The following is a 17433-nucleotide window of genomic DNA, read 5'->3' on the forward strand; positions in this document are numbered from 1 at the left end:
AGGTTTCACGTGAAACATCGCCCGACCCTCATCGTCATCGGCGCCGGCCATGCCGGGGTCGAGGCCGCCTGCGCCGCGGCCCGCATGGGTGTGGCGACAACGCTCGTGACCTTGCGCCGATCCGATCTGGGGAAAATGTCCTGCAATCCGGCCATCGGTGGTATCGGCAAGGGCCATCTCGTGCGGGAAATCGATGCGCTCGATGGGGTGATGGGCCGCGCGGCGGACTACGCAGGCATCCAGTTCCGCCTCCTGAACCGATCGAAAGGTCCCGCCGTCCAGGGCCCCCGCGCCCAATCCGACCGCAGCCGTTATGCGGCGGCCATCCAGACCCTGGTCGATGGACAGGAGAATCTCGATGTCGTCGAAGGCGAGGTTACGGACCTTATCGTCGAGAATGACCTAATCCGGGGAATCAGCCTCGCCGACGGCTCTGACCTGTCCGCCGACGCCGTGATCCTGACCGCTGGCACGTTTCTTGCTGGCAAGATCCATATCGGTGACCGGTCCTTCGGCGGCGGACGGATGCACGCCGATCCGTCGAACCGCCTCGCCGCACGCCTCGCCGATCTCGACCTCAGCAGGGGCCGCCTGAAAACCGGCACCCCACCCCGCCTAGACGGCCGTACCATCGACTGGTCCAGCCTTGCGATGCAAGACGGCGACGCAGATCCGGTCTTCTTCTCGACGCTCACCGATGCGCTCGCTTGCCGTCAGATCCAGTGCGGCATCACCGAAACCAACGCGCAGACGCATCAGATCATCCGCGACAATCTGCACCGCTCCGCGATGTATGGCGGCCATATCGACGGCAAGGGCCCGCGCTATTGCCCGTCCATCGAGGACAAGATCGTGCGGTTCGCGGGCAAGGACTCCCACCAGATCTTCTTGGAACCCGAGGGGCTCGACACGGATACGATCTATCCCAACGGCATCTCGACCTCCCTGCCGGAAGATGTGCAGCACGCCTATATCCACTCGATTCGCGGCCTCGAGAACGCGGTGATCGAACAGCCCGGCTACGCGATCGAATACGACTACTTCGATCCTCGCGGTCTGCACGCCACTCTCGAACTGCACGCAATCACCGGCCTCTATTTCGCCGGCCAGATCAACGGAACCACGGGATACGAAGAGGCTGCCGCCCAAGGCCTCGTCGCCGGGATCAACGCCGCCCGCCGTCTACAAGGGGCCGAGCCGATCATCTTTGAACGTCAGACTTCCTATATCGGCGTCATGATCGACGACCTGACCTTGCAGGGCGTCCTCGAACCCTACCGCATGTTCACCTCTCGCGCAGAATACCGTCTCCATCTTCGCGCCGACAACGCCGACCAACGCCTAACGCCCCTCGGCCAATCCATTGGCGTGGTGTCGGTCGAGCGCATCCAGCATTTCGACACCAAGATGCAGCGGCTCACGAAAGGCCGCACACAACTGGAAGACACACCGTTGACCTCCCGCGCCTTGGCCAAAGCCGGCGCTGACCTTAATCCAGATGGCCCAGTGCGCTCTGCGTTCGAGGCGCTTGGCCTCCCTAAGGTCACATTCGGCATGCTCACCGCGTTGGATCCGGACCTAACATCCATTGACGCGGCCACCGCCGAGCAGCTGGAACGCGACGCCCTTTACGCGCCATACCTCGATCGGCAGGCCAAGGATCTCGCCGCGCTCGAGCGTGACCAGGCGATCAAGATTCCCACGGATTTCACCTACACCGGCATCGACGGTCTCTCCAATGAGCTTCGCGAAAAGCTGAACTTGGCGCGCCCCGCCGACATCTCCCAAGCCAGCCGCATCGACGGGATGACTCCCGCCGCGCTCACGCTGATCCTTGCAAAGGTCCGCCAGCAAGGACTGAAACGCGCCTCCTGATGAATGTTTCACGTGAAACAGAGGAGGCGCTGAGGACCTACGCCGCCCTCCTTCTCAAATGGAACAAGCGCATCAACCTCATCGGTCGCACCACCGAGGCCGACCTCTACACACGACATATCGAGGATTCGGCCCAGCTAGCCCAACATCTAGATATAAAACCCAACATCTACGCCGACTTGGGCTCCGGCGCTGGCCTCCCTGGCATCGTCCTCGCCATCCTCACCAAGGCCCCCACCCATCTCATCGAATCCGACCAGCGCAAGGCCGCCTTCCTACGCCACGCCGCCCAAACCCTCAGCCTCCCCATCACCATCCACGCCAAACGCATCGAGGATGTCGCGCCCCTGAAAGCCGACCTCATAACCGCCCGCGCCCTTGCCCCATTAACCAACCTCCTCACCCTCGCAGCCCCCCACGCCACCCCTGACACCACCTTCCTCTTCCCCAAAGGCCGCACCGCCCAGCACGAACTCGCCGAAGCGCGCGCATTTTGGACCTTCCATCTGGACCAGCACCCAAGTACCACGGACCCCCAAGGCACCCTCCTCAAGATCCGAGACCTCAAACGTGTCGAAACCGGTTGACCGCCTCCAGTCGCGCATCGTCGCCATCGCCAACCAGAAGGGCGGCGTCGGCAAGACCACGACTGCCGTCAACCTCGCCGCCGCGCTGGCCGAACGGAACCGCGCCACCCTGATCCTCGACATCGACCCCCAGGGCAACGCGTCCACCGGCCTTGGCATCGCGCCGTCGGATCGCAAGCACACCACCTACGACGTCCTCAACGGCGACACGCCCCTGTCAGAGGCCGTAGTCCAAAGCAGCGTCGAGGGCCTCTCGATCCTGCCCTCCACGACCGATCTCAGCTCTGCTGACATCGACTTCGGCACCCGCAAAGACAGGCTCGTCCTCCTCAAACAAGCCATCGACCGAGACCCCAAGTGGCGCGACAAGCACGACGTCATCCTGATCGACTGCCCGCCCTCGCTCAACATGCTGACGCTCAACGCGATGGTCGCCGCCCACAGCGTCCTCGTGCCGCTCCAAAGCGAGTTCTTCGCCCTCGAAGGCCTCTCCCAACTCATGCTGACCGTCCGCGAAATCCGCGCCTCGGCAAACCCCACTCTCCGGATCGAAGGCGTCGTCCTGACCATGTTCGACGGCCGCAACCGCCTCGCCCAGCAGGTCGAATCCGACGCCCGCGACACCCTTGGCGATCTCGTCTTCGACACCGTAATCCCCCGCAACGTCCGCCTGTCCGAGGCGCCGTCCTTCTCGCTCCCGGTCCTGCAATACGACCCCCAATCGAAGGGCAGCGAATCCTACCGCGCGCTCGCCGCCGAACTGGTCAAGCGCCACACTGAACACCTCAACGCTGAAAAGACCCCCGCATGAGCAAGAAACCCGGCAAAGCCCGCGGCCTCGGCCGCGGCCTGTCCGCCTTGATGGCCGAACTGCCCGAAGATGACGCGCAAACCCCCACGCGCTCCGACACGACGCTCCCGATCGACCAGATCGCGCCGAACCCCGACCAGCCCCGCCGCCGCTTCGACCAAGAGGCGCTGGACGACCTCGCCGCCTCGATCAGCGAACGCGGCATCATCCAGCCCATCATCGTCCGTCCCTACGGCGACGGCTACCAGATCGTCGCGGGTGAACGCCGCTGGCGCGCCGCCCAGATCGCCCAGCTGCACGAAGTGCCGGTCGTCATCCGCGAACTCGGCGACACCGAAACGCTGGAACTCGCGATCATCGAGAACATCCAGCGCTCCGACCTCAACGCGATCGACGAAGGCGCCGGCTACAAGCAACTGGTCGACCGCTTCGGCCATACCCAGGAAGAACTGTCGAAGATTCTCGGCAAAAGCCGCAGCCACATCGCCAACCTCATGCGGTTGTTAACCCTACCGGACGATATCCAGGCCCTTGTCGCCCGCGGCGACCTCAGCGCCGGCCACGCCCGTGCGCTGATCACGGCGGATGATCCCTCAGCCCTCGCCCGCCGGGTGATCCGCGACGGCCTCTCCGTCCGCGCGACCGAAACGCTGGCCAATGCCAGCAAGCCCGACCGCAAGCCGGTCCAGAAGGTTCAGACGAAAGACGCCGACACCCGCCAGATCGAGAAAGAGCTTTCGGCCCAGCTGAAGATGCCCGTCCAGATCCAGCCCGGGAAAAACCCCGAGCAGGGCAAGGTCACGCTCAACTATAAAAACCTCGATCAGCTCGACGACCTGCTGCGCCTGCTCTCTCAGACCTGAACGGCCTCGTCCGGGATCAGCTCCCGCAATACGCCGTTCAGCACCGGTCGCCCTTGCCGGGTCAGCCGCAGGCGACCATCACGGCGCTTGATCAGGCCGATACTCTCTAACCCTTTGATGTTGATTTGAAATACGTCGCCGGAAAAACCTTGCAGGCGTCCCAGATCAACCCCATCCGACACCCGAAGACCCATCAGCAGCAGCTCTACGAACCGCTCCCGATCACTCAGCGCCGTCCGCACCGTCTCCTCCGATCCCGCCTCGGCCCGCCTCAGCCAGTCCCCGGGCGCCCGGGCCGCTTCCGTCGCATAGCGCGTCCCGTTGACCGTCAGCCGCCCATGCGCCCCCGGCCCGATCCCGGCCCAATCGCCCGAGCGCCAGTAAATCAGGTTGTGCCGCGCCTCCGCCCCGTCGCCCGCATGATTCGAGACCTCGTAGGCGGGCAACCCGGCCGCCTCGCACATCTCCTGCGTCAGCTCGTAATGATCCGCCGCCAGATCCTCATCCGGCAGCCCCTTCAGCCGTCCGGCCTCGAACAGCCGCCCGAACGCCGTCCCCTCCTCAATGGTTAATTGGTAAAGCGATAGATGCTCCGGCTCCATCGCCAGCGCCTCCCGCAGTTCCGCCCGCCAATCGGCCAGAGACTGGAACTGCCGCGCATAGATCAGATCGAAACTCACCCGCGGGAACACCTCCCGCGCCAACTCATAGGCCGCGCGTCCTTCCGCCGCCGAATGAAGCCGGCCCAGCCGCCCCAGATCCGCATCGTTCAGCGCCTGCAACCCGACCGACACCCGGTTCACGCCCGCATCGGCGAACCCCCGGAACCGTCCCGCCTCGACCGAGGTCGGGTTCGCCTCCAGCGTCACCTCCAGATCGTTCGCCACCGGCCAGCCCGTCCGCACGGCCTCCAGCACCGCGCCGACCGTCTCGGGCGGCATCAGGCTCGGCGTGCCGCCCCCGAAGAACACCGTCGAGACGACCCGCCCCGGCACCTCCCCGGCGACCCGCGCCACCTCGCCGACCAGAGCGTCCCGCCACCGGGCCTGATCCACCTCAGCCCAGACATGAGAGTTGAAGTCGCAATAGGGGCATTTCGCCGCGCAGAACGGCCAATGCACGTAGATGCCGAAACCGCCCTGCTGCCAATCAGCGCTCAAAGCAGCCCGCCACCAGTTTCCGGAAGGCATCCGCGCGGTGGCTGATGCGGTTCTTCTCCCACCGGTCCATCTCGCCGAAGGTCACGTCGTAGCCGTCCGGCTGAAAGATCGGGTCATAGCCATGCCCCTGATCCCCCCGCATCGGCCAGACGATCCGCCCCGGCATCTGTCCCGGAAACACCTCGTCATGCCCGTCCGGCCACGCCAGCACCAGCGTGCAGCAGAACCGCGCTGTCCGCGGCTCGGGAGCGTCCACCGCCTGCAATTCCTCCCACGCCCGCGTCATCGCCATGACGAAATCGCGCCCGTCGCTCGTCTCGGCCCAATCCGCCGTATGCACGCCGGGCGCCCCGCCCAGCCCGTCGATCTCGATCCCGCTGTCGTCGGCCAAAGCAGGCAACCCCGTCGCCTGCGCCGCCGCATGGGCCTTGATCTTGGCATTGCCGATAAAGGTGCTCTCCGTCTCTTCCGGCTCCGGCAAACCATGATCCGCGTTCGAACTCAACTCCACCCCGTAGGGCTCCAGCAGATGCTCCATCTCCTCGAACTTCCCGCGATTGTGGGTAGCGATCACTAACCGGCCGCCCTCAAATTTCCGCGTCAAGACACCGCGCCTTTCTGCATTTTCATCAATTCCCCACATCCTTTGATCGCCAAGCCCATGAGCGATCCGAACTGATCCTGCGAAAACGTCGACCCCTCGGCGGAGCACTGAACCTCGATCAGCCGGTCCCCGGTCATCACGAAGTTCCCGTCCATCCCGGCCTCGCTGTCCTCCGGATAATCCAGGTCCAGAACGGCCTGCCCGGCATACAGCCCGCAGCTCACCGCCGACACCGGGGCACCCAGCGGGTCAGAGATCACGTCGCCCGCCTTCATCAACGCGTTCACCGCCAGCCGCAAGGCGACCCATCCGCCGCAGATCGACGCGCAGCGCGTCCCGCCATCGGCCTGGATGACATCGCAATCCACCACGATCTGCCGCTCGCCCAGCGCCACCCGGTCAATCCCCGCGCGCAGCGACCTCCCGATCAGCCGCTGGATCTCCTGCGTCCGGCCCGATTGCCCGTCCTTTGCCTCGCGCCGCATCCGCGTCGTCGTGGCTCGCGGCAGCATCCCGTATTCCGCCGTCACCCAGCCCAGCCCGGTATTCCGCAGAAACGGCGGCACGCGTTCATCGACCGATGCGGTGCACAGCACATGCGTGTCGCCCACCCGGATCAGACATGACCCCTCGGCGTGCTTCGTCACCCCGGTTTCGATCGAAACCTCCCGCATCTGGTCCAAAGCCCGCCCTGATGGCCGCATCACACATCTCCTCCATAAACGCCCCTGCCTTACGCGCGCCGCCGCGGCATTCCAACCCGACCCACTGGAAATCTGCCGAAATCCGCACCAGACTCTGATCTATGACCGAACAACCGGCCACCCTGATCGCCGAACTCGACGCCCGCTCGCGCGAGGTGTTTCGCAAACTCGTCGAAAGCTACCTCGAATCGGGCGACCCCGTCGGCTCCCGCACGCTGACCCGTCAGCTGACCGAACAGGTCTCGGCCGCGACGATCCGCAACGTGATGCAGGACCTCGAATATCTCGGCCTCCTGCAAAGCCCGCACGTCTCTGCCGGGCGCATCCCCACCCAGCAGGGCCTGCGCCTGTTCGTCGATAGCCTGCTCGAGGTGTCCGACCTCGCCGGCGACGACCGCGAGATGATCGACCAGACGCTCGGCACCAACCACACCGACGCCGCGACCCTGCTCGACCGCGTCGGCTCCGCTCTCTCCGGCATCACCCAAGGGGCCAGCCTCGTCCTGACCCCGAAAAGCGAGGCACCGGTCCGCCATATCGAATTCGTCTCGCTCGCCCCCGACCGGTCGCTCGTCGTGCTCGTCTTCGCCGATGGCCGCGTCGAAAACCGGGTCTTCACCCCGCCGCCGGGCCAGACGCCGTCGTCGATGCGCGAGGCCGCGAATTTCATCAACGCCGTCGCCGAAGGCCGCACGCTCACCGACCTCGGCAGGACCATCGCGGATGAGATCGCAAAGCGCCGCCAGGAACTCGACACGCTCGCCCAGACCCTCGTCGAACAGGGCATCGCCGTGTGGGAGAATGAGGGCGAACAGACCGAACGCCTCCTCGTCCGGGGCCGCGCGAATCTGCTGGCCGAGAATGCAGGCGACATCGACCTCGTCCGTTCCCTCTTCGACGACCTCGAACGCAAGCGCGACATCGCCGAGTTCCTGGAATTAACCCAGGAAGGTGAAGGGGTTCGCATTTTTATCGGATCCGAAAACAAGCTTTTCTCACTTTCGGGTTCCTCTCTGGTGGTGTCTCCCTATATGAACGCGGATCGAAAGATCATCGGGGCTGTCGGGGTCATCGGCCCGACCCGGCTCAACTACGGCCGGATCGTCCCGATCGTGGATTACACCGCGCAGCTTGTGGGCAAGCTGCTGTCGGACCGCACCTGAGGGGACGCCATGACCGAGGCCAAGAAAGAAGACGCTTTCCTGGACGATATCGAGGCCGCCGAGGCCGAGGAATTTGCCGAAGACGCTATCGAGTACGATCTCGGGGCGCACGACACCGAAGCCGATCCCGAGGCCGAGATGGCCGCGCTCAAGGCCGAACGGGACGATCTGCGCGACCGCTTCATGCGGGCGCTGGCTGACGCCGAAAACGCCCGCAAGCGGTCCGATCGCGACCGGCGCGAGGCCGAGAATTACGGCGGCTCGAAACTCGCCCGCGACATGCTGCCGGTCTACGACAACCTCAAGCGCGCGCTAGAGGCCGCCCCCGACGGGGTCGAGGCGGCGTTTCTCGAAGGGATCGAACTGACGATGCGCGAGCTTCTGAATGTCTTCAAGAAGCACGGCATCGAACTGATCAGCCCCGAGGCCGGTGACAGGTTCGATCCCAAGCTGCATCAGGCGATGTTCGAAGCACCGGTGCCCAACACCAAGGCGGGCGACATCATCCAGGTCGCCGCCGAAGGGTTTATGCTGCACGACCGCCTGCTGCGTCCCGCCCAGGTCGGTGTCAGCTCCACACCCGCCTGAAGCGGGGGAAGGAATTTCTAGAAATTCCTTCCTCAGCAAAATTTTCTAGAAAATTTTGCCCCGCCCGAACCCATAGATGCTCACCTATGGGTGGGTTCGGTCGTTGCGTGAAGCGGGACCGCTCGGTGCATTAAACAGCCGGTGTTGCACAAGAATGTCCGACAGATGTCCGACGGAGTGCCGACGGGATGCCGACACGCCGATTGCCGAGGAAAGCCTGCATTAACATCTGATTCGCGGGCTTGGCGTCGAAAATAGGGTCAGACCCGCCGACCGCAGCGTTAACGAACCCGGTCAGACTTGTGGCGCGACGGGCTTACTCGCCCAGCCTCCCCTTCAACTCATAAATCAGATCCAGCGCCTCCCGCGCCGTCATCTCGTCGGGGTTCACGTCCTGCAAAAAGGCTTCGACCTCTGAATGTGCCGTAGGCGCAGGCGCCGAAGGTACGGAAAACAGGGGCAGATCGTCGATCAGCACCCGCCGGTCCTTGCCCCGTTCGCCTTCTTCCAGCCGCTCCAGAACCGCCCGCGCCCGGGCCACGACCGCCTCCGGCAACCCGGCGAGCTTCGCGACCTGCACGCCATAGCTCCGGTCTGCTGCCCCCTTCCGCACCTCGTGCAGGAACACCACGTCCCCCTGCCACTCCTTCACCGCCACGGTCAGGTTCTCGGCCTCCGCCAGTTCCGCCGCCAAGGCCGTAAGCTCATGATAATGCGTGGCAAATATCGCCCGGCAGCGGTTCACATCATGCAGATGCTCCAGCGTCGCCCAGGCGATGGACAGGCCATCATAGGTCGCCGTCCCCCGCCCGATCTCGTCCAGAATGACCAGGGCCCGGTCATCCGCCTGATTGAGGATCGCCGCCGTCTCGACCATCTCGACCATGAAGGTCGACCGCCCCCGCGCCAGATCGTCCGAGGCGCCGACCCGGCTAAAGATCTGGGAAACAAGCCCAATTTCGGCTTTCCGTGCCGGGACGTAAGACCCCATCTGCGCCAGGATCGCGATCAGAGCATTCTGCCGCAGAAAGGTCGACTTGCCCGCCATGTTCGGTCCGGTCAGCAATTGCAGCCGATGCGCCGTCAGATCGCAATCATTGGCGACAAAGGGTTCTCCCGCGCCCTTCAGCGCCGCCTCGACCACCGGGTGCCGCCCGCCCTTTACGGTAAATGCACGGCCTTCATCCAATACCGGCCGGACCCAGTTTTCACCCACGGCAAGGTCCGCCAAAGCCGCCGCCAGATCAACCTCGGCCAGCGCCCGCGCGACCTGCCCGACCTCCGCTGCCTTTGCGATAACCTGCTGACGAAGCTCGGCAAAAACCTCCTTCTCCAGCTCGATGGCCCGCGCTCCGGCATTCAGGATCTTCGTCTCCAGCGACGACAATTCCACCGTGGTGAACCGCACGGCATTCGCCGTTGTCTGCCGGTGGATGAACGTCTCGCTCAGCGGCGGCGACAGCATCTTTTCCGCATGGGTCGCCGTCACTTCGATGAAGTAGCCCAGCACATTGTTGTGCTTCACCTTCAGCGACCCGATCCCCGTCGCCTCCGCAAACTCCACCTGCATCCCGGCGACGACCGACCGGCCCTCATCCCGCAGCGCTTGCGCCTCATCCAACTCCGCCAGATGCCCCGCGGCCACGAACCCGCCGTCGCGCGCCAGCAAAGGCGGTTCCGCCACCAGCGCCGCGTCGAGCATTTCCCGCAACCCGCTGAGCCCGCACAGATTTCTCCGGGCCTCCAACAGCCCCGCCGACAGCTCAGATCCCATCCGCGCCTCGATCCGCGCGGCCACCTCCAACCCGGTCCGGACCGCCGCCAGATCCCGCGGCCCCCCGCGATCCAAAGCCAGCCGGGACAGCGCCCGATCCAGATCCGGCGCCCGGCGCAACGCCTCCCGCAGGTCCACGCGTAACAGCTCATCCGCAACAAGGTCACTCACCGCGTCCAATCGCCCGGTAACCACCTCGATCCGCCGCGACGGCGCCCCCAAACGCCGCTCCAAAAGCCGCCCGCCCCCGGCCGTCACCGTCCGGTCGATCACCGCCAAAAGCGACCCGGCTCGCCCCCCGGCAAGTGCTTGACTCAACTCCAGATTCCGCCGCGTCGCCGCATCGATCCGAACCGTCTGCGCCTCGCTCTCCTGCACCGGCGGACGCAGCAGCGGTAGCCGCCCCTTCTGCGTCAGGTCGAGGTAATCGATCAGCGCCCCCATCGCCGCCACCTCTGCCCGCGAGAACTGCCCAAACGCGTCCAGAGAGGCGACATCGAAGAACCGTTCCACCCGCCCCCGCGCCGCCTCGCTGTCGAAAGCCAGCCGGTTATGCTCCGTCACGACCTCCTCGGGCAACGCCAGTTCCGCCCCCTCCGGCACCAGCACCTCCCGCGGCGACAACCGCGCCAGTTCCGGCCCCAGCCGGACAAACGGGCACGCCATCACCCGCAAGGCCCCCGTCGAGATATCACACCAGGCGAGCCCGCCTTCCCCACGAATCTCAACAAAAGCAGCCAGATAGTTGTGTCGCCGCGCCTCCAGCAGGCTCTCTTCGGTCAGCGTTCCCGGCGTGACCAGCCGCACGACCTCCCGCCGCACGACCGCCTTCGACCCGCGCTTCTTCGCCTCCGCCGGATCCTCCATCTGCTCGCAGACGGCCACGCGAAACCCCTTGCGGATCAGGGTCAGAAGGTAACTCTCCGCCGAATGCACCGGCACTCCGCACATCGGGATATCGGTGCCCTGATGCTTGCCCCGCTTGGTCAGCGCGATATCCAGCGCCTCCGCCGCGGCGACCGCATCGTCAAAGAACATCTCGTAGAAATCGCCCATCCGGTAGAACAGCAGGGCGTCTGGATGGTCCGCCTTGATCTCCAGATATTGCGCCATCATCGGCGTGACGCCGCTGTCATCCTTGGCCAAGACGCGTCCCTCCTGACCCCTGCCTAGTTGCCCGCAGCAGCGGCTGCAACTAGCCTGCAGGGCCATGAGCATCTGGAACCTCGGCTCGATCAACGCCGACCATTTCTATCGCTTGGATCGCCTGCCAGAACCGGGCGAAACGCTGGCCTCCAAAAGCTTTTCCACCGGCCTCGGCGGCAAAGGCACCAATATGTCCGTCGCCGCCGCTCGCGCGGCAGGGCGCATCCACCATATCGGCGCCGTCGGTCAGGACGGCATCTGGGCCCGCGACCGCCTGATGGAATACGGTGTCGACACTCGCTTCATCGACACCGTCGATGCCGCGACGGGCCATGCGATCATCCTCGTCGCCGACGATGGCGAGAATTCCATCGTCCTCCACCCCGGCGCCAACGCGGCGATCCCCGACGACCTGATCGGCCGCGCCCTGGCCGAGGCGTCTCCTGCCGATATCCTCCTGATGCAGAACGAAACGAACGGCCAGCTCACCGCCGCCCGCATGGCCGAGGCGCTGGGTCTGCGCCTCGCCTATGCCGCCGCCCCGTTCGAGGCTGAAGCGGTGAAAGCCACCCTCGACCGCATCGACCTGCTCATCCTGAACGAAGTCGAGGCGGCCCAACTCACCGACGCGCTCGGCCGATCCCTCGCCGACCTCAACATCGCTGACATCGTGGTCACCAAGGGTGCTGACGGCTGCGCCCACCTCACCGCCGGAACCGAAACCAACCACCCCGCGCTCAAGGTCACGCCCGTCGACACGACCGGCGCGGGCGACACCTTTACCGGCTACCTCATCGCCGGCATCGACCGTGGCTTGCCCATTGCCCAGGCCATCGGCCAGGCCACCCGCGCCGCCGCGCTCATGGTCCAGCGCGAAGGCACCGCCGACGTCATTCCCGATCTAAAGGAAGTGCAGGACATGGCGCTCTGAGCAGAGCACCCTCATCCTCATCTTGCCAGAAATACTCCCGCCGGAGGCTGAGGGCCGTCCTGTAAACGCTCCAATGGAGCGTTTCAGGCCCGAAGGGTCGGAGACCCAGGCGTACCGCCAGACCGATCGTCCGATCAGCTCCCCGCAAACGGCGCCGCGTCGCCCCAAAGCGCCCGCACCCGAGCGTCGCGCCCGCAGGCCGAGCGGTAGAACTCGTATGCCGCCGCTTTGCTCTTCGGCCCCCGCCGCGTCAGGATCACCTCTGTCTGCTTGTAGTAATCCTGATGATACCCCTCCGCCGCATAGAACGTGTCGAAATCGAGGATCGGCGTCACGATCTGCCGCCCCAAAGCCGCTTCGGCCTCTGCCTTTGCCGCCTCGGCGGCGGCCCGCTCGCCCGGCGTCTGCACGAAAATCGCCGTGCGGTAGGTCTCCCCCCGGTCGCAGAACTGTCCGCCCGCATCCGTCGGATCGATCGACCGGAAGAACATATCCAGCAGCTGCCGATAGCTGACCGCACCCGGATCATACGAGATCTGCACCGCCTCGTAATGCCCCGTCCCGCCGCGGACAACCTGCCGGTAGGTCGGATTGGCGACCGTCCCGCCGGAAAAACCCGACACGGCTTCGCTCACACCGCGCACCTTCTCGAAATCCGCCTCGACGCACCAGAAACAGCCGCCCGCGATGTAAAGATCGCGGCTCTCCTGCGCATGTCCCTTGGCCCCATGAACGACCACCCCAAAGATGATCGCCACGGCCAGAAGCCCCGTTTTCAGGTTTTCGATCGCTTTCATCGCACGGTTCCTCCGCTCTGCAGAAGAAATCGTCTCCGATCCGGGGCTCGCGCTCAACTCACTGCCCCGTGAAACACGGGGCTTTGACCTTTGTGTCAACGCTGGTCGCGCAACTCCCGGATCGCGTCGGCCCGTTCCAACCCGCCCGGATGGGTCGAATAGAACCCGCCGTCGCCGCCATATTCATCAACCCACTCAAAGAACCGGATCAGCCCCTCCGGGTCGTATCCGGCCTCCATTGCCAGCTCGACCCCGACCTGATCCGCCTCCCGTTCCGCCGCACGGGAATGCGACAGCGACAGCAGGACGTTCCCCTCCAGCAGCACATCCTCAAGGATTGGCCCCGTATCGCCTGCGATCAGGGCAACTGCGACGTAGATACCAATCGACCGATAAAGCGCGGTCAGCCCGTGCTTTTCGGTCACGTGGGCGATCTCGTGACCGATCACGCCCGCATGCAGGTCCGGATCGTCGAACTCCTTGACCAACGCATCGGTCACGACGACCGTCCCGCCGGGCAGTGCCATCGCATTCGGCCCCATTCCGGGCGCATCGCGAAACAGCAGCCGATGCTCGAACGGCGTCACATCATCCTCGGGCAGCAGTGCAACCAGTTCTCCATGCATTTCGGTCAGCCGCGCCTGGTCGTCCGCCGACAACTCAGATGGCTCGAACAGCACGACATCCATTGTCTGCATCGTGCCGCTGTCGATGGTCTGGAGCAGAATCGGCGGCGTCAGCCACACCGCAACCGCCACGACCAGCTCCAGCCCATAGCGGTAGACGAGGTAGATCCCGACGAATGCCGCCAGAACCACCCCGACCAGCCGGGGAGAGAACGTCTCCGCCCCATGCAGCCGGTTCCAGAAGCTGCGCCGCCCGCCGATGATCTCCTCGACCCGCGCGCTTTCTTCGGTTTCGAACAGCGTTCCATCGGCAAAAGTAACCCGCCGCGCGGTCCGTCCGAGCGGCGGGTCCAGTTTCACATCGTCGGCCAGGACATCCCGCCAGACGGTCCGTCCATCCTCGATCAGGACAATCCGGTCTCCGCGGCGTTCCAGCCGCATGGGGAGGGAGACGGACCGGCCGGGCGGATGTGCCCGACCGCGAACACCGGGATGCTCCTGACGCATCGGTTCAGACCGGCAGGCCCATGTCGATGCCTTCGAAATCTCCGAACGCATCGCCGGCTGCAGTCCCTTCCGCCTGGACCTGACCATGCAACTGGTCAAGCGACCCGTTCGGCAGGACCGAGGTCTTGGAGGCCAGATACGTCGTCATCCGGATCTGCGCCCAGGGCAGCATGAGGCCAAGGGTCAGGACGATGACGACCGCATTCGACAGGGCAATCCAGATGAACTTCATCGGCGAGATGTCCGAGAACATCCGGTGCCCGCCCTCAAGCGACACGCCGTTGATGATCGTGTTGCGCAGGAATGCGCGGTAGATCAAAGCGGCCGGCAGGATGGCCACGAAGAGCACACCGTAGATCACGCCGATGAAAGCACCCATCATGCCGATATTCGCCGGATCCTCCAGCGCTGCCGGGTCGGAGAAGATCACCGTCAGCGCAGGCAGGACAGAGGCGATCATCAGGCCGCCCACGATCACAATCCAGGCAACCGAGATCCCGAACGCTTTGTAGTACGAGCCGATGGAGGCCGAGAAATCAAAGCGGTGGTTCCCGATTGAATGGCCGCCGATGGCAAACCGGTTCGCCCGGCGGCTCAGGAACGGCAGCGTGGTGTAAAGCGTCAGCATCACCCCGATCGGCAGCAGCATGAAGGTGATGAACGCATCCATCTTGCTGCCGTTGAAGTCGAACCGGACATTCGCCCAGCTCGTCACCCGTGCATTGAACTTAAGCGCGTTGACGATCAGCCACGGGATCGCAACGAGCAGCCCGATCAGCAGGATGATCCCCAGCGGCGGGAAGGCGACGAGAACGAGATTAAGCAGAATATAGGCCCCGATCAGGATCAGCCGCCCCTTCAGGATCTGCCACCCCGTCGCGTGGTAGTCGAAACTGCGCCCGCCGATCACGGTGTTGCGCTTGAAGTATTGCTCGCGCCGGACCTTCGCCCAGGCCGAGTAGATCCCGATTGTCACGATCGTCAGCAGCAGATTGATGATCCAGATCCCGAACCATTCCCCGGCCCGGCCATTGAATTCCACCGGCTCCTCCACGGATCCGGCACGCGTTGAAAAAGAAGACATTTCAAAAACTCCTTGAAAATATCCGTTACACCCCCAAGCCGCTTCCATCATGCGGATGCACGCCCATCAACAAAAGGCAGGATAACCCGACCCGCATTTGCCTGGGCTGTTGCGCTCTGGCCCTAGCCAAAAGGACAGGTCGAACAGAGGATTTGTCAGTATTTACAGCTCTTCGCGAAGCCATCGCGCCCAGTCAGCGCTGGTCTCATCGGCAAGCTTCGCGACCTGTGGTTTGATATCCCGGGCCGCATCCGGATCCCGTCCGATGGTAGTCAGAACGCCCCGCAGAACCGCAACAGGATCAGCAGAAAGCGCGTCGTAGGTGACGCGAAACGGCTCGATCCGCTCCTGCTCGAACCACGCCTGCCAATCGCGGTCATAGCCGGTCATCGTGTCAAAACTCTCGCGAAGCGCGACAGCGTCGTAGACCGGATCCTCATGTGGCGAGAGGCGCTCCAGCTCCGTCCCATCCGGCGCCTTGTGCCAAAGTCCGGTCTGCTGCGCCCGGACGTATGAAGCAGCCTGCGCCACCTTGTCCTGCCGCGTCAGGTGAATGAAACGCACCTGCCCGAAGGCCTGCGTCAACTGGTCTGTATCGCTGACCCTATCAGGGTAAAGAACCGCCAGCTTCTCCATGAAGAACGCGAAGCTGTGCCGTTGCAGGCGAAGACCGAACATTCCGGTCTCGCCAGTTCCCCTCCGGATAACCTCGGCAAAGACGGTGGCCAGGCTCTCCCGCTCAGAACACGTTGGATCCGGCGCCAGATCGACAGCCCGCAACCAGGCCTCGACAGAGGGTCTATGAAAGTAGGAGGCAGGATTGCCCGCAGCGCCGGTATCCGCCAGCATCCTGCAAAGAAGGGTGCTTCCGCTCCGCGGAGATGTGCAGAGGATATAGCTGTCGTATCCCGCCATCCCCTGCGCCGCCGGTCCTACCCAACCCGCCGGTTTCGCGCCGCCAGCAGCTTCAGCCGCAGGGCGTTCAGCTGGATGAACCCTTTCGCATCTGTCTGGTCATAGGCCCCCGCATCCTCTTCGAAGGTCACATGCGCCTCGGAATAAAGCGAATGCTCCGACCAGCGCCCAACACACCGGGCCGAGCCCTTGTAAAGCTCGATCCGCACCGTCCCCGTCACATGGCCCTGCGACGCATCGATCGCCGCCTGCAGCATCTCCCGCTCGGGCGAGAACCAGAAACCGTTATAGATCAGCTCCGCATAGCGCGGCATCAGTTCGTCTTTCAGATGCGCCGCCCCCCGGTCCAGCGTGATCTGCTCGATCCCGCGATGCGCCTCCAGCAGAACCGTCCCGCCCGGCGTCTCGTAGATCCCGCGGGATTTCATGCCGACAAACCGCCCCTCGACCAGATCCAGCCGCCCGACCCCATGCTTGCCACCCAGCTCGTTCAGCCGCGTGAGCAACGCCGCCGGAGACAACGCCTCCCCGTTCACCGACACCGCATCGCCCCGCTCGAACCCGATCTCGATCACCTCCGGCGCGTCCGGCGCCTGCCGCGGGTCGACCGTCCGCTGGTAGACGTAGTCGGGCGCGGCAACAGCCGGATCCTCCAGCACTTTCCCCTCGCTCGACGTATGCAGAAGGTTCGCATCTACCGAAAACGGTGCCTCCCCCCGCTTGTCCTTCGCGATCGGGATCTGGTGCTTTTCGGCAAAGTCGATCAGCTTCGTCCGGCTGGTCAGATCCCATTCCCGCCAGGGCGCAATCACCTTGATGTCGGGGTTCAGCGCATAGGCCGCCAGTTCGAACCGCACCTGATCGTTGCCCTTGCCCGTCGCCCCATGCGCCACCGCATCAGCGCCCTCTTTCTCGGCGATCTCCACCAGCCGCTTCGAGATCAGCGGCCGCGCAATCGACGTCCCCAGCAGGTAAAGCCCTTCATAGACCGCATTTGCCCTGAACATCGGAAACACGAAGTCGCGCACGAACTCTTCCCGCAGATCCTCGATATAGATGGCCGAGGCGCCCATCATCTCGGCCTTCTTGCGCGCCGGCTCCAGCTCCTCCCCCTGACCCAGATCGGCGGTGAAGGTCACGACCTCGCAATCATATTCCGTCTTCAGCCATTTCAGGATGATCGACGTATCGAGCCCGCCCGAATAGGCCAGAACAACTTTCTTGGGTGCGGACATGGGGCGACCTCCTGCAGGTAAATCGCGCGGTCCCTAGCGGCTTGCCGGTGCCAAGACAATACG

General features: G+C 64.4%; 16 protein-coding genes. 7 read left to right on the plus strand and 9 right to left on the minus strand.

What is annotated here, in order from left to right; translation table 11 throughout:
- Positions 1 to 9 precede the first annotated feature (9 nt).
- Genes mnmG through AADZ90_RS03065 form a run of 4 tightly spaced genes read left to right on the plus strand, consistent with a single transcriptional unit; the run spans position 10 to position 4136 of the window.
- Positions 10 to 1875 (plus strand): tRNA uridine-5-carboxymethylaminomethyl(34) synthesis enzyme MnmG, encoded by a 1866-nt coding sequence (mnmG, locus tag AADZ90_RS03050; protein WP_367309233.1) that lies wholly within the window; start codon positions 10 to 12, stop codon positions 1873 to 1875.
- Positions 1875 to 2462 carry a 16S rRNA (guanine(527)-N(7))-methyltransferase RsmG gene (gene rsmG / locus AADZ90_RS03055; RefSeq protein WP_367309232.1) on the plus strand — a complete coding sequence of 196 codons (588 nt, stop codon included), beginning with the start codon at positions 1875 to 1877 and terminating at the stop codon, positions 2460 to 2462. Before mnmG ends, rsmG begins: the two co-directional genes overlap by 1 nt.
- Positions 2446 to 3273, plus strand: coding sequence for a ParA family protein (locus AADZ90_RS03060; protein ID WP_367309231.1), 828 nt, complete (start codon positions 2446 to 2448; stop codon positions 3271 to 3273). The genes rsmG and AADZ90_RS03060 overlap by 17 nt, the downstream gene beginning before the upstream one ends.
- Positions 3270 to 4136, plus strand: coding sequence for a ParB/RepB/Spo0J family partition protein (locus AADZ90_RS03065; RefSeq protein WP_367309230.1), 867 nt, complete (start codon positions 3270 to 3272; stop codon positions 4134 to 4136). The genes AADZ90_RS03060 and AADZ90_RS03065 overlap by 4 nt, the downstream gene beginning before the upstream one ends.
- Here the strand turns inward: AADZ90_RS03065 and hemW are convergent.
- From hemW to rph, 3 genes are read right to left on the minus strand one after another with little or no spacing between them, the layout of a single operon-like run.
- Positions 4127 to 5326, minus strand: a complete 1200-nt coding sequence (gene hemW, locus AADZ90_RS03070; protein WP_367309229.1) for a radical SAM family heme chaperone HemW — start codon at positions 5324 to 5326, stop codon at positions 4127 to 4129. The genes AADZ90_RS03065 and hemW overlap by 10 nt on opposite strands.
- Positions 5286 to 5939, minus strand: coding sequence for an RdgB/HAM1 family non-canonical purine NTP pyrophosphatase (rdgB, locus tag AADZ90_RS03075; protein ID WP_367309228.1), 654 nt, complete (start codon positions 5937 to 5939; stop codon positions 5286 to 5288). The genes hemW and rdgB overlap by 41 nt, the downstream gene beginning before the upstream one ends.
- Positions 5897 to 6604 (minus strand): ribonuclease PH, encoded by a 708-nt coding sequence (gene rph, locus AADZ90_RS03080; RefSeq protein WP_367309227.1) that lies wholly within the window; start codon positions 6602 to 6604, stop codon positions 5897 to 5899. Before rph ends, rdgB begins: the two co-directional genes overlap by 43 nt.
- 101 nt (positions 6605 to 6705) lie before the next feature.
- Here rph and hrcA point away from each other — a divergent pair, with 101 nt between their 5' ends.
- Both hrcA and AADZ90_RS03090 read left to right on the plus strand, forming a co-directional pair.
- Entirely contained in the window at positions 6706 to 7767 is a 1062-nt protein-coding gene (gene hrcA, locus AADZ90_RS03085) for a heat-inducible transcriptional repressor HrcA (protein ID WP_367309226.1), read from the plus strand.
- A gap of 9 nt (positions 7768 to 7776) precedes the next feature.
- On the plus strand, positions 7777 to 8355 hold the full coding sequence (locus AADZ90_RS03090) for a nucleotide exchange factor GrpE (RefSeq protein WP_367309225.1): 579 nt from the start codon (positions 7777 to 7779) through the stop codon (positions 8353 to 8355).
- Between the two features lie 316 nt (positions 8356 to 8671).
- Here the strand turns inward: AADZ90_RS03090 and mutS are convergent, their stop codons facing one another.
- Positions 8672 to 11245 (minus strand): DNA mismatch repair protein MutS, encoded by a 2574-nt coding sequence (mutS, locus tag AADZ90_RS03095; RefSeq protein WP_367309566.1) that lies wholly within the window; start codon positions 11243 to 11245, stop codon positions 8672 to 8674.
- Between the two features lie 94 nt (positions 11246 to 11339).
- Here mutS and AADZ90_RS03100 point away from each other — a divergent pair, with 94 nt between their 5' ends.
- Entirely contained in the window at positions 11340 to 12206 is an 867-nt protein-coding gene (locus AADZ90_RS03100; protein WP_367309224.1) for a ribokinase, read from the plus strand.
- 134 nt (positions 12207 to 12340) lie between these two features.
- Here AADZ90_RS03100 and msrA read toward each other — a convergent pair whose 3' ends face one another.
- The 5 genes from msrA to AADZ90_RS03125 form a co-directional block, all read right to left on the minus strand.
- A complete protein-coding gene (msrA, locus tag AADZ90_RS03105) occupies positions 12341 to 13003 on the minus strand; it encodes a peptide-methionine (S)-S-oxide reductase MsrA (RefSeq protein ID WP_367309223.1) in 663 nt (220 codons plus the stop codon).
- A 95-nt stretch (positions 13004 to 13098) separates the two neighbouring features.
- Positions 13099 to 14187 carry a M48 family metallopeptidase gene (locus tag AADZ90_RS03110; RefSeq protein ID WP_411996929.1) on the minus strand — a complete coding sequence of 363 codons (1089 nt, stop codon included), beginning with the start codon at positions 14185 to 14187 and terminating at the stop codon, positions 13099 to 13101.
- Positions 14141 to 15220, minus strand: coding sequence for a YjgN family protein (locus AADZ90_RS03115; RefSeq protein WP_367309221.1), 1080 nt, complete (start codon positions 15218 to 15220; stop codon positions 14141 to 14143). The genes AADZ90_RS03110 and AADZ90_RS03115 overlap by 47 nt, the downstream gene beginning before the upstream one ends.
- 162 nt (positions 15221 to 15382) lie before the next feature.
- Complete coding sequence (locus AADZ90_RS03120) at positions 15383 to 16135, minus strand: Stf0 family sulfotransferase (RefSeq protein WP_367309220.1); 753 nt, start codon at positions 16133 to 16135, stop codon at positions 15383 to 15385.
- Positions 16136 to 16152: 17 nt separating this feature from the next.
- Complete coding sequence (locus tag AADZ90_RS03125; RefSeq protein ID WP_367309219.1) at positions 16153 to 17370, minus strand: argininosuccinate synthase; 1218 nt, start codon at positions 17368 to 17370, stop codon at positions 16153 to 16155.
- Positions 17371 to 17433: the final 63 nt, after the last annotated feature.

This window comes from Aestuariibius violaceus, from assembly GCF_040779325.2.
GTDB lineage: Bacteria > Pseudomonadota > Alphaproteobacteria > Rhodobacterales > Rhodobacteraceae > Aestuariibius > Aestuariibius violaceus.